This is a genomic window from Vibrio sp. KUL70 (genome assembly GCF_059725515.1).
This window is the reverse complement of sequence record NZ_AP045835.1, coordinates 800,737-815,847: the sequence shown is the minus strand read 5'-3', so window position 1 is coordinate 815,847 and position 15,111 is coordinate 800,737. Positions and strand designations below refer to the sequence as shown.

Sequence of the window (15,111 nt, the reverse complement as noted above, 5' to 3'; positions counted from 1 at the left end):
TAAAGAGTGTTTTCTCCAACCCGCTAATTATCATCATTTCAATACCGATAATGAGGTGAATGAAAATTCGTGCTGCCATCGGATTACTGCGTCTTCGATCGTCTTGTCCAATAGGCCAAAACGATAATCGCTGCAGAAAAAGCAATACAAAGATAAATCGGGTACAGTGGGTTAATCACAACGCTGAATGCCAACATCGCCGCAACGCCATAACCTATGGTGTGAGACATAGAAATGTAACCAGCCACCGTCCCCGGCGAGCTACTCCACTTATCCGTTGCTGACGCAGTATAAGCAGGCACCAATAAGGCAGCGCCCACAGAGGTGACAGCCATCGCCAACCCAAAGGTTAATAACTGAGGAATGGTGAACAGCGACATTCCAATCAAGAAGGCGATAGAGCCAACCCAGTACATCATTCTAGGCGTCACCCTCTCTTTCTTCACAATCCATACCTGGGAAAACAGTGTCACTGCAGCACTTATACTCAATAAAATACCGATCGCGTCGCTTAGTTTCTCAGAGGGCCACTCCGTAAACGAATAGATCAAGGGCGATAAACTGTATTGCAATAACGCGACCGATGCACAAAGTAGCAGCCCAGTAATGAGGTATGGCGATAAGCTTTTATTAGGTAACCAAGATTCACGTTTCTTATTATTGAAAATAGAAGGTTCTACCTTTGGAATAGGCATGAAAAACGCAAAAATAAGCGCAACCAATGGCAACAAAACCATCAAAAATAACGGTGCAAAAGGATTCAACTTGAGTGCAAAAATAGAAACAATAGGCCCCAATAATCGCCCACTACTTAATCCAATGCTGACTGCTGTTATCGCCTTTAGTCTGTGTTGTTCTCCGCACAGTATTATTGCCCAATGCTGACTCGCAGGTACCATTCCAGATACGGTGCATCCATAAATAACCCTTGCGATAATCAGCCCGAAAAAACATACCGATACATTAATCCCCTCCGATAGACTCACCATAGAGAAGAGTGCAAGTAACAGAAAACTGACGGTCATCCCTGATAGTGCTTGGATAACCACTCGATTCGGCCCGTGTTTATCACTATATCGTCCCCAAAATGGGGCTGATGGAAGAAAGAGCAAGCTGCCCACCGCAATCAACGCAGACCAAGTGGGCAGATCAAAAGCAGACTGTTCAACCAAAAATGGTAAAGATACAAGTAGTCCATTTTGCCCTATTCCCATCAACGCAGAAATGAGGCCAATTGACATTAAGTGAAAGGTTTTATTATTAATTGCTAGCATAATTTAAGGGCGTAATAAGAGTGAATAAGCTCGAAATGAAAAACGCCAGATCAGAATTTATTATTATTGATTATGTGAATAATTATCATTTTAATTTCATTATGATAACATTAACGGCTCTTTACCTATAACTCAACTTCATATTTCATTATGTATCAGCTTACCAATGCATCATTTGAAATCGACGGTAAGACAATTCTTTCTCCTACGAGCCTGAATTTTGAGCCTAAAAAAGTCACGACATTACTCGGCCATAATGGATGCGGGAAGTCGACTTTAATTAAGTTATTAAGCCGTCAAAATACTCCTACTCAAGGGCAAGTTACCTTTAATCAAAAGCCGCTTGCATCGTTCAGTCATCTTGAATTTGCCCATCAAGTCGCTTACCTACCTCAGCATCCACCGATCACCGATGGTGTAACAGTTCGCGAGTTGGTTTGCTTTGGTCGTTACCCTTGGAAAGGCGCATTTGGGCGTTACAGCAAAGATGACTACGCAATCGTCGATGACGCGATTGAGAAGGTCGGACTAAGCTCGTTTTCCGATCGATTCGTCGCCACACTGTCGGGAGGCGAAAGACAGCGCGCTTGGGTCGCGATGTTATTAGCTCAACAAAGCCAATGCATCTTGCTTGATGAACCCACATCAGCGCTTGATGTTGCCCACCAGCACGAGCTCTTAGCATTGATTCGCGAGCTTAATCAGTCACTAAATCTAACAGTCATCATGGTACTTCATGATGTAAACATGGCTGCTAAGTTCAGTGACCATCTGATTGCATTGCACTCTGGTCAGGTCATTGCCTCAGGTTCTCCGCAAGAGATGATGACCCCAGAGACGCTCACTAAGATCTACGGTATGGAGATCGCGCTATTCAGCCATCCAATAACAGGCCAACCGATCAGCTATATCCCCTAAAAAAAGGAACGTGTTGTGAAAAAATTCTTTACTCTGTTTGTATGCACTTTCAGTCTCAATGCTCATGCCTTAGACGTGACTCATGAGATGGGCACCACTAGCTTCGAAACCACACCGACCAAAGTTGTCGCTTTGGATTGGGCGCTATCTGAAACCGTTCTGAGTTTAGGTGTCGATCTCGAAGGCATTGCCGATGCAGAGGGTTACAAACAATGGGTGGTTGAACCACAACTCAACGAACAGGCAGTTGATGTGGGATCTCGCAGAGAACCGAACCTAGAACTACTCACCAAACTTCAACCTGATGTCATTTTAATCAGCAAACACATGGCCGCAGCCTATGAACCGCTTAACAAAATCGCTCCGGTATTGGTTTTTAGTATCTATAGCGAGAAGAAACACCCCCTAGACTCAGCAAAATCGGTCACACGCTCATTAGGACAACTGTTTGAACGTGAAGAGCAAGCACAGCAAGTGATTAGCCAAACCGAGCAGCGCCTTTCAGCAAACGGTGAGCAAGTACACGCAGCAGGTAATTCGACTCAACCACTTCTTTTCACACGTTTTATCAATGACAAAACGCTGCGAATTCATAGTGAAGGTTCATTGGCTCAAGACACTATCCATGCGATGGGCCTGAAAAACGACTGGAATGAACAAACCAACCTGTGGGGGTTCAGTACCGCTGGGATTGAAAAACTCGCAGAGCACCAAAAGGCTAACGTTATAATTTTCGGCCCTCTGGCCGATGACGAACGTAATCAACTGACTCGCTCTCCACTTTGGCAAGCAATGGCTTTCACTCGTACTGACTCGGTCTACGAATTACCCGCGATCTGGACATTTGGTGGACTGATTGCAGCCCAAAGATTTAGCGATCACATTACCGCGCAATTGACCAACAAACCTTTAAATCAACAACCATGATCTCAGTTCACGCTTCACCGCCAAAATTTGGTGTATTTGGAATCAAACCAGCAGGGCTAGTCGTCACTGCTGTTTTGGTGATCGGTTCACTGCTTCAGATAACCGCTCCATACTCTCAAGGGGTTGGCCTCATTTGGGACACCTTGTTTGACTATGACCCCACCAACTACCAACACATCATTACTCATTTAACTTACCTGCCTAGAATCACCGTCGCCCTGCTCTGCGGATTTGCTCTTGCAGTCGCGGGGTGTGTAATGCAGTTTGTACTGAGAAACCCAATTGCTTCACCGACAACTCTAGGTGTGGCAGCAGGCGCAGAATTGGGCATGGTGCTGGGTATTCTGTTTTTGCCTGCAGGTCTGAATTTTCCAAGCTTCATTCCCGCCTTCATCGGCGGATGTTTAGCTACCGGATTAGTGTTCTTGCTGAGCTCAACTCGTGGTTACTCACCACTGCACATGGTGCTTTCTGGTATGGTCGTAAGCCTGTTTTTGGGCTCGTTGAATACCATGTTACTCATGCTGCATGAGCAAAAACTCACTAGTTTGTTTGTCTGGGGAGCAGGCGTGCTCAACCAGAACGACTGGACCAGTACTCAGATTCTGTTGCCTTTGATCTGCCTCCCTACGTTACTGCTGCTGATGCTACAACGCCCTCTAGCCTCACTTCAGTTTGGCGATAATGTCGCGACATCACTGGGCGTTAACATCAAACAAGTGAAACTTCTTTGCTTGTCACTGGCGATTTTCATCACCGCAGCGGTTGTAAGCGAAGTAGGAATTATCGGTTTTGTTGGGATTGTTGCACCTGCCATCGCGCGTATGCTCGGCGTGCGAGCACTTGCCAAACAGATCATAACCAGTGGGTTCATTGGTTCGGCTATCTTGCTCACCGTCGATCTAATCATCCAACCCTTTTCTGGTGTAGGTGGTGAACTTCTGCCAACTGGAGCCATGACTGCTCTGATTGGCGCACCTTTCCTACTGTGGCTCCTTCAACGAACTAAGCTGAACTCCGAACTGAAAAGTCGCGGTGAACATATTGAACATTTCAAACATGTTGCCACAGGCAAGGTGCTTGTTGTCATGCTGTTGGTACTCGTCGTTGTATGTGCGGTTTCAATCACACTCGGGCGAAACCAAATCGGTTGGAGCCTAGAGTTAAGTCCATCTCTGCTTGAACTTCGTTTACCAAGGGTACTTGTTGCACTGTTTGCCGGTATTGGATTGGCCTTTGCTGGTACTATCATCCAGCGTATATCAAGCAACCCAATGGCTAGCCCGGAAGTTCTCGGCATCAGCTCAGGCGCAGCTTTGGCACTGGTACTCGGTACCTTGATGGGTGGTGCGATTGAGCGTGAACAGCAGATGTTATTGGGAACCATAGGCGCAGCATCGGTCACTGGTGTGGTTTGGTTGATGGGGCGCAAACACAACTTTGCGCCAACCCAAACCTTACTGACAGGTATTGCATTAAGTGCCGGATTGGATGCGCTGCTTAGAATCGCTATGAGCTCTGGCAATGAGAACGCCACCGCGCTACTGACTTGGTTATCTGGCTCCACCTACCTTGTCGCATGGAGTGATGTCATTCTGCTTGCTATCGGCGTTTTGGTGATCGGTTCATTGTCACTGTCGCTGCATCGCTGGATAGAGCTCATCAACCTAGGCGAAGTCACCACAACGAGCTTGGGTATGAACACGACCCTAATGCGCTTAGCGATGTTGCTGCTTGTCGCGGCACTTACCACGTTATGCACGATTGTAATCGGCCCACTGAGTTTCATCGGTCTATTGGCTCCCCATATGGCCCGCTCACTTCACCAATATCGCGCCATGCCTCAAATGCTCACCGCTGCCGTACTCGGCGCCGTTATCATGGTTTGTGCCGATTGGATTGGTCGAACACTCTGGTTCCCGTGGCAGTTCCCGGCGGGTCTACTCGCCTCTTTGATTGGTGGAGGTTACTTCCTCTACCTGATGAGACGCTAACGCGATTTCACTAACCAAGACTCGCTAAGAAAGCCCAGTGACCAATTAATCACTGGGCTTTTTTCTTATCGAAACAAGACTTTGTATTTCTGCAACAAAAACACAATTTATGGTATTCGCTCGTGTTTATGTTTACCATGAGCGCAACCACCTGCCTTAGGCGCAACAACCGACCTCAGGTTTAACAATACTCTGAACAATTTGGACGATATGGACACATCAGCAATCACACGCCTTCAACGAGATTTACTCTTCAAAGTTGTCACGCGGCTCAAAGAGGAGAACGCCGTGGCAGGGAGCAGTTTAAATGAATCCTCTCTTGCGCAGCAATTTGAGGTTTCAAGAACGCCGATGCGAGCCGTACTCAAGCATTTGTCCGATCAAGGTGTTGCTAAATCTGTTCCATACAAGGGGTTTGTGTTGCAGATCGACGCATGTGATATCAAAACTGGCGAGCAAAACAATCAAGAACAAGCCCGTCAAGAACAGCTCTATCTAAGATTACTCATGGACATCTTTTTCGGCGAGATCAGCGATTCATTTTCAGAAAATGAGCTCCAGCAACGCTATAATGCCAATCGTGGTGAAGTGCAGTCAGTACTCAGATTATTGGAAAACGATACCATATTCCGACGCAGCCCTGGCTACAAATGGCAACTGGATGGTGTACTCAATTCCCTTGAAAGGCACACCGAAAGTTACCGATGTCGTTTAATTTTTGAACCAGCTGGTCTACTTGAAGCAACGTGGAACCTCAAACGTGATGCACTTGAAAAGTGTCGCGAACGCCATGTTCAAGCAATCAAAAACCCTGATTCAATCACTGCTAGCCAACTTTTCACCTTGAGTGCAGACTTCCACGAAATTCTTGCAGCAAGCTCCGGAAACCGCTTCTTACTCGGTATGATGCAACAACAAAATCGACTGCGTAAAGCGACCGATTTAGTCTCTATGCATATCCAATCTTCCGTCAGCCGGTCATGTCAACGACGTCTAGATATCATCGAACTCGTTTTAGATGGGAATAATCAAGCCGCTTCAGAGAAACTCGCTGAGCTACTTGAAAATGATGTTCGCGTCATGAAGCGTACCTACCAAGATGTGATGAACGTATCTCAAGAGCAACGAGAGCAAATCATCAATAGTATTGCTCTAAAAAACCATTGATCAACAGGGTGGCCACTCAACGTACCGCCCTCACCCCTGTCACAGAACCACCACAATAAGTATTTAAATTCAATACCTTAAAACAAACCAAAACGAATAAAGACTAACTATCACCCCATTACCTATTTTTGCATTTGAAAATAAATCGCATTTGCATATTGTCTTTTCGCAACAAAAACACAATAATAATGATTCTTATTTAGAATCAAACTTAAGGGCAAGTATACGCTTGCTCTAGACTCCACCGCTTGATTCTCAATAAGGACAATAAAAATAAAGTCATCACGTTAAAGAATGTGTACAGCCTTTCATTGATAATTGCAGAGAATAAAATGAAAACCGAAAAAGGAAGTTTCAAACTTTCCACAGTCGCTCTAGCAGTAGCGGCGGTAAGTTCCGTATTCACAGCCCAAGCTCAAGAACACTCCACCGACGAAAAAATGGTTGTTGTATCGAGTCGCACCCCAAAAGCCATTAGCGATATTCCAGGTACTGTTTGGTACATAGAACCTCAGCAGATTGAGCAAGAGTACCGTGGCGGTAAGTCGTTAGGAGAAATTCTAGCTAGTGCTATCCCATCGCTTGATGTAAGCAGCGGTGCCCGTACCAACTACGGTCAAAACTTGCGTGGTAGAAAAATGCTAGTGATGATTGATGGCGTATCATTGCTATCTTCACGTCAAATCAGCCGCCACCTAGACTCCATCGACCCATTCAATATTGAACGAATTGAAGTACTATCGGGCGCAACATCAATCTATGGTGCTGGTGCTTCCGGCGGTGTGATCAATATCATCACCAAAAAAGCGACTGGCGAAGAGCTGGAGTTTGAATCTTTTGTTGGTGGTACATCAGGCTTCAACTCAGGTGAAGATTTCGACTACAAAGTTGGACAATCGATCTCAGGCGGCAACGAAACCGTGCAGGCACGCTCGTCAGTTATCTACACTGAAACTCAGGGTTTCTTTGACGCGGATGGCGATATTGTTACACCAGACATTTCTCAAGGTTCTCTGCAATTCAACAAGACTATCGACTTCCTAACAACCGTTGGCGTCAATGTCTCTGAGACGAAAAAGCTCAACTTCCTAGCGCAGTATTACGACAGCCAACAAGACTCTCCATATGGTCTATACATCGTTGGGCGTGACTTCGTGGATGTTCGCAAAGGTTTTGATTCTGATAGAGAACATGGCACCGAACGTATCATGCTCAGTGCGTCATACATTGATGAACAGTTCCTCGGCCATCAGCTGATTGCCGAAGCGTCATATCGTAAAGAAGACCAGACTTATACGCCTTACTTCCAATCTTCTGGTCAGCAGATCACCGATGTGCTCTCTATAAAAGCTGCGCTTGCGAAAAACTTCAATCGTTTCAACATTGTTTATGGTGTAGATGCTTACCAAGATACGCTTGAAAGCAACCAAGCACTTTACGACCCAACGATTGCTAACAACTCAGGCAACCTGATAAACAAGACTTTCGCTGAAGTCGGACGCTATCCGGGCGTTGAAGTTGCATCTATCGCGGGCTTTATTCAAGCTGGTTTCGACATCACGAGTGATTGGTCTGTAGAGGGTGGTTTCCGTTACCAATACATGAAAAACACCATTGACGACTTCGTTGGCTACCAACAGCAAAAGCAAATCGCAGCAGGTAACGGAACCAGCGCAGATGCCGTTCCTGGCGGTGAGACGGATTACGGTGTAGGTCTATTTAACTTAGGTACGGTTTATCATCTAAACAGTGATTCACAAGTTTGGGCCAACTTCTCACAAGGTTTCGATTTAGCCGATCCGGCAAAATACTACGGTCAAGGCAACTACACCTTAGTGGGCGATCACTGGACGCTGAATGACAGCATTAATGTGAATGACTCTAAGATGTCTGGCATCAAGACCAACAGCTTTGAACTGGGCTACCGCTTAGACACAGGCGACCTAAGCTTGCAATCTGCGGCTTACTACTCTCAGTCTGACAAGAATGTTAAGTACAACAAAAACACACTGCTGATCGAAGAGATCGACGACAAAAAACGTGTTTATGGTCTAGAGGCGCTTGCGTCTTACTGGGTACATGAAAACATTCAGCTAGGTGCATCGGGCCACTACGTTGTTTCAGAAGTGAAAGGCGATGATGGTTGGAAAGATCAATCAGCGGGTGAAGCAAGCACATCAAAAGCGAGTGCTTGGGCGGGTTGGTACGAAGAAGACTTAGCTTTGAAAGTTCAGAGCCAAACCATGTTTGACTACAAGGATGACAGCAAGAACGAGCTAAATGGTTACACCGTCTTCGACCTTGTTGGTACTTACCAACTGCCAGTAGGTAACCTAGGTTTTGGTATCCAAAACTTACTCGACAAAGACTACACCACCATTTGGGGTCAACGTGCTCAGATTCTCTATGCAACACACTATGAATCAGCCGCTTATGACTACCGTGGCCGAGGCCGTACTTACACTTTGAACTACCAAGTTAAGTTCTAAGGCTCACACATAAATGACAAAGGCTCCGAATAAGGAGCCTTTGCTTTATTAATGTATCCGCTACCACCGTTCTACAGATACTTCTCTATCGGTAGCAACTGCAAAAATCCAGATTGCGCACGCTCCCATTGACTCGTTTCTGGTTCGGAGTTCCAGCTTTCGTCACTGGAATACCACCGCACATTGCCATCTTCTAGATCGAGTCGCCAGCTATTATCGATGTTCATTGCCTCACTGATTGTCGAAGCCAGTTCACCTGCCACTTCGGGACTGTCGATCAACAAAACAGACTCGGTATTCAAATAGGTTGAACGAAGGTTGAAGTTAAACGATCCGATACTGGCAATTCGTTTGTCAAATACCACGGATTTCGCATGCAGACCGTAAGCGACATACGGCGCACATTTTTGCGCGTCTTTCGTTGAGGCTTCACATAATGCTGAGTCCGGCCTTAACTCAAACAATTCAATGCCGTGCTCTAACATCTCTTGTCGACGACCCGCATAAGCCGAATGGTTGGTCACTAGATCGTTAGACGCCATAGAGTTGGTCAACGCTCTAATTTCAACACCTTGCTTGTTAAGCACCTGCCACTCTTCAAGCTGTCCATCATCAAACACCAAGTAGGCCGACTCCAATAAGATCTCTTGTTGAGATTTCTGCGCGAGCTCTCCTAGGATCATAGCAGTCTCTTTCGGTTGGTTGGTTTCACCTGAATCGACAGGAATGGGGCGATCATACACAAAGTGCGCATCTACCCAGACCATATCCTCCATTAGTTGCTCAAGGAACGTATTTGCTTGCTCTTTTCCTTCCGGCAACGATGGATAGTTAACGTAGCTTGGTGTGCTAAGTCCCTCCAATAACGATAAATCTAGCACTTTATCTTTACTTAATAGAGAGACAGGGTAAGACCATTCGCTATTCCAATACTCAACAAAGCTCGATTGGATCTCACCGACCACATCACCTTTGACCAGTACATCTCGATCTCTGAAGTTGATTTCATCGGAATAATCAAAGTACTCGTCACCGATATTGCGTCCGCCGACTATTGAGAAAACGCCATCTACTGTGAAGGATTTGTTATGCATGCGTCGATTTAGACGAGAGAAGTCTGATAAGAAGCTGAACCATTTAGAAAAGCCACTACGACTAGGAGTAGGGTTAAAGACTCGAATTTCGACATTCGGGTGCGCATCTAACGCATTCAATAGCGCTTCTCTTTCATTCAAGTTGATGTCATCTAGCATCACACGAACTTTTACCCCGCGCTCGGCAGCGGCAAGCAGTCGGCTAGCCAGATAGCCGCCCGTGACATCAGAGTTCCAAATGTAATACTGAATATCTAAGGTGTATTCTGCAGCTTCAACCAGTGCCAAACGCTGAGATAAAGCATCCCAACCCGCCTCTTGAATCAGGACCGCACTGTCGCCAAATTCGTCAGATTGAGCTGGATTTTGATTGCTCACATTCCAAAGTGCGCCATGCTGAGGGGCGACTACCGATTCTTGAATATGATGAACTTGTTCTGGCAACGAAGAGCAGCCACCTAATGTAGCAATGAGTAACAAAGAGACACTGATGCGTTTAAGCGCAAGCATGAATTCCATTCCTTAATGGTGGTTGATCTACAAACCCTGACGGTTTCGGGGCGGTAAGTTTATAAGTCCTTATTAATGAAATATATCAAACTTTGCGCTTTTACCCACGAACTGCGCAATAATCATGACACTGCTGGACGAAGGCGAGTTGTGATACTCTTTTGGCAGATATTGTACAATTCACTCTTTCAAAACAGTTAGGCTCTCATGGACGATAGATCGCAACGTTACTTAGACAGTTTCCTCAATTCACTCACCGAACAATCACGCGCAAAGTACCACTCTTTTAGTTCTGACTACTTCTGCGGCGACGAATACAATGCCAATTTGTGCGCTGAACTTATCAAACAAGGGAAGAAAACGGCGACTTGCAGCATGGCTTACTGGTACGAGTCTGGCGAAGAACCGATGCCTACGGTTGGTCATCTACAAGTAGTGGTCGATTGGCACGGCAATCCTGTATGCATTATAGAAATAGATACCGTCACTCAGTGCCCATACAACGAAGTAACCGCTGAATTTGCCCAAGCAGAAGGTGAAGGTGATCTGTCTTTAGCATGGTGGAGAGAAGCACATTGGAACTTCTTTTCCAAAGAGTGTGCTGAGCTCAATATTGAGCCGCGCGAGGATATGATGTTGGTTCTTGAGCGTTTCCATGTGATACATCGATAAATATCAGCGCGATCTTATTAAAAATCAAAAGTTTAATACCCCCGCTTAAACTCTATTTTTAAACGGCCCTTTGAAAAGTACAACTTTACAAACTCAACCTTGGCTGTATGAAATCAATAAAAGCAGAGATGCGTTTAGAGACAGAGGAAGATTTGTAGTATACCGCATTGATGGCTTCACGCCCTGTATTGGTCAACTTCTCTTGCTCTAATATTGGGATGAGTCGCCCTGCTGCAATGTCTTGATGGACCATAAAGCCAGACAAACAAGCAATACCATTGCCTGCCAAAACGAGCTGACGCACCGTTTCTCCATTACTGGCTGTGATGGTTGGTTCAACATAGTTTTGGTTTGGGAGTGGCCAATGATTCAGCACCTTAGCGCCAGTAAAGCCAACAGTATGATGACTAGAAAGCTCTTCAAACTTTTGAGGAATTCCGCGCTTAGCGAGATACTCAGGGGAAGCTACCATATAGAGCAAGCTCTTACCTAGAGGACGAGCGTGGAGCGTCGAATCGGTTAACTGACCAATTCGTATTGCCACGTCAGTTCGCTTTTCGATCAAGTCAACAAACCCCTCATTTGAGGTCAGTTCAAGCTCAATATCTGGATAAGCACTATTGAATTCATTGACTAACGGAACGAGCTGATGAAATACAAACGGACTGGCTGCGTCTACTCGTAGCCGCCCTTTAGGAAGCTCACCACGCGAGACAATCTCCTCTTCTGCCTCATGAATGATTCTTAAACCGGATCGAATCGAGTCTACAAACTGCCTGCCTTCTTCAGTTAGCTCTACGCGTCGCGTTGTACGATTGAACAAGGAGACACCGAGCTGACTCTCTATCTTACTGATACTTCGAGAGACTCTCGCGACTTGAATATCAAGCGCCTGCGCAGCCGCTGAAAACCCGCCGCTATCGACCACAGTGAGCATAATCTCTAAATCATCCGAACGTGTTATCACTCGTTCCCCCTAAGTAGTAATCAAAACAACTATTGCATTTATAACAAAAGTAATTTGTTAATCACACTGTTTTTAGCAAAAGAAATTTCTCACATAATCCCTGCCAACGAAACGAGTCACATCCGACTCCCACTTTTATGTGTTACCCATTTTAAGAGAAATAATTATGCCTTTAGCTTTACTTGCATTGACGCTCAGCGCCTTTGCCATTGGAACCACCGAGTTTGTTATCGTTGGCTTGATACCAACTATGGCAACCGATCTCAACGTATCTCTTCCCTCTGCAGGCCTGTTAGTTAGCCTTTATGCACTGGGCGTTGCCGTTGGTGCACCAGTACTGACGGCACTTACCGGTAAGTGGAATCGAAAACTGGTACTACTCACCATTATGTCGCTATTTGTGGTGGGTAACTTGCTGGCTTGGCAAGCACCTGGCTACAACACTCTTATTGCCGCGCGTATATTAACGGGCTTGGCTCATGGTGTGTTCTTCTCTATTGGCTCAACCATCGCAACGGGATTGGTGGCCAAAGAGAAAGCCGCAAGTGCGATCGCGATTATGTTTACTGGTCTAACTGTAGCACTCGTGACTGGCGTACCACTGGGCACTTATATTGGTCAAACATTTGGCTGGCAAGCAACCTTTTTGATCGTGGCTTTACTGGGCTTAATTGCTCTGATCGGCAGTGCGTTATTGGTGCCTAACAATCTAAAACAACCACCAGCAACCAAGCTTTCTGCTCAACTCAAAGTTCTAACTCAACCAAGATTGTTGCTGGTTTATGCAATTACAGCACTGGGATATGGCGGTACATTTACCGCATTTACTTTCCTTGCTCCAATCCTAGAAAATGTGTCTGGTTTCGACTCAAGTGCAATCAGCCTAATCATGTTGGTCTACGGTGTTTCAGTCGCGGTAGGTAACATCTGGGGCGGTAAGATGGCTGACAAAATGGGGCCAATCAAAGCGCTGACGGTTATCTTTTCTGGTCTAGCTGCGGTCCTGGTTGTATTTAACTTCACGGCAGTTAACCCTTACGCATCAGTCGCTACTATTTTGATTTGGGGTGCTTTTGCCTTCGGTAATGTTCCAGGCTTACAAGTCTACGTGGTTAAACTCGCAGAGAAATACACGCCAGATGCAGTAGACGTCGCATCAGGCTTGAACATCGCAGCCTTCAACGTAGGCATCGCACTTGGTTCTTGGGGAGGTGGTATCATTGTCGCAGAGTCTGGCTTAATGAACACACCTTGGATTGGCGCGGTGATTGTCTTAGTTGCACTAGTACTGACTCGATACAGTGGTCTATTAGACAAGAAACAGACTCAGCAAATCGCTGCATCTAGCATCTAGTTAAAATAGAAAAAACAAAGCTCGAATCTAGGTTCGGGCTTTGTCTATTTGATGGTGCTGTTAGTCGTTATCAATCGTTCTCAAAACTCGACATGGGTTTCCGACTGCGACCACATTGTCTGGAATATCTTTGGTTACCACACTACCCGCACCGATCACGCTGTTCTTGCCAATGTTCACGCCCGGGCAAATGATCACACCAGCACCAATCCAAGCATTGTCACCAATCGAGATTGGCGTACCGAACTCAACGCCTTCATCAACACGGCTCTTCACATCCAATGGGTGACCTGCGGTAAGCACTTGTACATTAGGGGCGAACAACACATTGTCGCCAATCGTCACTTCTGCTACATCTAAAACGACGCAGTTAAAGTTGGCGTAGAAATTCTTACCCAGCTTAATGTTTGAGCCGTAATCACATCGAAATGGTGGCTCTAAATAAGCGCCTTCAGAATCAGGGATCAAGGTATCTATGGCAGAACGCCACTCATCACTGTCTGGGATGCTATTGTTGAGCTTTTGTAGAACCTTGCGACACTCAATTCGCTCTGCGTACAGCTCTTCATCCCATGTTAAGTAAGGCTCTCCAGCCAACATCTTCTGTTTTTCTGTCTTCATAATTTTCTCTGCTTTCCCAACGCTTTTCAGTGATGACCTCTAACCTACAAGGATTTGAATCACGATTTTTCTAGCCATTCTCCCATTACACTAGGTGACCTTAGCGGATGGACACTGAGTCTCGAATAACAAGGCTGCCAGTGGCGTTGATGGCATCTGCTTGTTCCGACTCACCAACGATGGTCAGAATCGCCTTTTGAGTCATTTGCTCAAGTGGCACGCTCACAGAAGTTAAGCTTGGCGTTAAAAACTCACCGACTTTGCTGTTATCAAAACCAACAATAGAGATATCTCCCGGCAATGAGTACCCCAACTCCGTTAACGCCTTAATCGCACCAATCGCCATATCGTCATTTTCAGACAAGATCGCAGTGAAATTTGCTCTATTTTCCACTAAAGCTCTCGCGGCACGATAACCACTCTCCATCGTCCAGTTACCCTGTGCGACTCTCGACTCGTCGTAAGCAATCTTGTATTTCGACAAAGTATCGCGATATGCGGCGAAGCGCTGTTCGTCGGTCGATGACCCTGCTTTTCCTCGGATCACAGCAATCTGCTGATGGCCTTGCTCAATAACATGCTCCATCATCGCACAAGCACTTTGGTAGTGATCTGTGGTAATCGCATGTTTAGGCGAAGATGGCATTTCACGGTTAAGCACAAGAATGGGAGTGTCAGTGCTCTCGATGATCTGAGCAATCTCGCTCTCACCTAGACACTGCGGATAGATGATGATGCCCGCACATTTAATATCAAGCAGGAAATTGATCGCCTTTCTTTCATCTTCCGCGCTGTGTTTTCCATCAGTAATCACCAACTGATGATTAGATTTTTCACTGTAAGAAGCCGCATGATACATCAGAGAGGAGAAGTAAGGGCCGTTGAACAAGTCATTAGTAATAACAAAACCGATAAAATTGGTCTTTTTGGTCGCCAGTTGCTGAGCTACCAGGTTTGGTCTGTAGCCTGTTTCCTGAATCGCATCAAAGACCTTCTTAGCAACCTCTGGCCTTACGATGTTTTTGCCATTTAACACACGCGAGACCGTCGATTTGGAGACGCCTGCACGGTTTGCAACGTCAAGCATGGTTACCATTCACTTACCCTTCTATAAAAATAGCCGG

Annotated in this window: 12 protein-coding genes; 7 read left to right on the top strand and 5 right to left on the bottom strand. The window is 45.9% G+C overall.

The annotated features are described in order from the left end of the window. Positions 1-83: 83 nt before the first annotated feature. Positions 84-1,274 (bottom strand): MFS transporter, encoded by a 1,191-nt coding sequence (locus tag AC6I7V_RS17685; protein ID WP_498011752.1) that lies wholly within the window; start codon positions 1,272-1,274, stop codon positions 84-86. A 150-nt stretch (positions 1,275-1,424) separates the two neighbouring features. Between AC6I7V_RS17685 and AC6I7V_RS17680 the strand changes: the two genes are divergently transcribed. The 5 genes from AC6I7V_RS17680 to AC6I7V_RS17660 all read left to right on the top strand — a co-directional run bounded on the left by AC6I7V_RS17680 (position 1,425) and on the right by AC6I7V_RS17660 (position 8,769). Further along, positions 1,425-2,192: an ABC transporter ATP-binding protein gene (locus AC6I7V_RS17680; RefSeq protein WP_498011751.1), complete on the top strand. Its 768-nt coding sequence runs from the start codon at positions 1,425-1,427 to the stop codon at positions 2,190-2,192. A gap of 15 nt (positions 2,193-2,207) precedes the next feature. After that, positions 2,208-3,119, top strand: a complete 912-nt coding sequence (locus AC6I7V_RS17675; RefSeq protein ID WP_498011750.1) for an iron-siderophore ABC transporter substrate-binding protein — start codon at positions 2,208-2,210, stop codon at positions 3,117-3,119. Then, the gene (gene fhuB / locus AC6I7V_RS17670; protein WP_498011749.1) at positions 3,116-5,113 is read left to right on the top strand and encodes a Fe(3+)-hydroxamate ABC transporter permease FhuB; all 1,998 of its coding nucleotides are present in this window, start codon (positions 3,116-3,118) and stop codon (positions 5,111-5,113) included. The genes AC6I7V_RS17675 and fhuB overlap by 4 nt, the downstream gene beginning before the upstream one ends. 210 nt (positions 5,114-5,323) lie before the next feature. Beyond that, on the top strand, positions 5,324-6,280 hold the full coding sequence (locus AC6I7V_RS17665; protein WP_255232203.1) for a GntR family transcriptional regulator: 957 nt from the start codon (positions 5,324-5,326) through the stop codon (positions 6,278-6,280). Between the two features lie 332 nt (positions 6,281-6,612). Beyond that, positions 6,613-8,769, top strand: coding sequence for a TonB-dependent receptor (locus AC6I7V_RS17660; protein WP_498011748.1), 2,157 nt, complete (start codon positions 6,613-6,615; stop codon positions 8,767-8,769). Between the two features lie 71 nt (positions 8,770-8,840). On the opposite strand, the gene AC6I7V_RS17655 is transcribed toward AC6I7V_RS17660, so the two are convergent. Then, the gene (locus tag AC6I7V_RS17655; RefSeq protein WP_498011747.1) at positions 8,841-10,373 is read right to left on the bottom strand and encodes a phospholipase D family protein; all 1,533 of its coding nucleotides are present in this window, start codon (positions 10,371-10,373) and stop codon (positions 8,841-8,843) included. Between the two features lie 207 nt (positions 10,374-10,580). Here AC6I7V_RS17655 and AC6I7V_RS17650 point away from each other — a divergent pair, with 207 nt between their 5' ends. After that, positions 10,581-11,045 carry an ASCH domain-containing protein gene (locus AC6I7V_RS17650; protein WP_498011746.1) on the top strand — a complete coding sequence of 155 codons (465 nt, stop codon included), beginning with the start codon at positions 10,581-10,583 and terminating at the stop codon, positions 11,043-11,045. A gap of 85 nt (positions 11,046-11,130) precedes the next feature. Here AC6I7V_RS17650 and AC6I7V_RS17645 read toward each other — a convergent pair whose 3' ends face one another. Beyond that, positions 11,131-12,012, bottom strand: a complete 882-nt coding sequence (locus AC6I7V_RS17645) for a LysR substrate-binding domain-containing protein (protein WP_498011745.1) — start codon at positions 12,010-12,012, stop codon at positions 11,131-11,133. A 166-nt stretch (positions 12,013-12,178) separates the two neighbouring features. On the opposite strand from AC6I7V_RS17645, the gene AC6I7V_RS17640 reads away from it, so the two are divergent. Further along, positions 12,179-13,366 carry an MFS transporter gene (locus AC6I7V_RS17640; protein WP_498011744.1) on the top strand — a complete coding sequence of 396 codons (1,188 nt, stop codon included), beginning with the start codon at positions 12,179-12,181 and terminating at the stop codon, positions 13,364-13,366. Between the two features lie 60 nt (positions 13,367-13,426). Here AC6I7V_RS17640 and AC6I7V_RS17635 read toward each other — a convergent pair whose 3' ends face one another. Then, positions 13,427-13,987: a sugar O-acetyltransferase gene (locus AC6I7V_RS17635; protein ID WP_498011743.1), complete on the bottom strand. Its 561-nt coding sequence runs from the start codon at positions 13,985-13,987 to the stop codon at positions 13,427-13,429. Between the two features lie 100 nt (positions 13,988-14,087). Continuing rightward, complete coding sequence (locus AC6I7V_RS17630) at positions 14,088-15,083, bottom strand: LacI family DNA-binding transcriptional regulator (RefSeq protein WP_498011742.1); 996 nt, start codon at positions 15,081-15,083, stop codon at positions 14,088-14,090. Between the last annotated feature and the right edge of the window lie 28 nt (positions 15,084-15,111).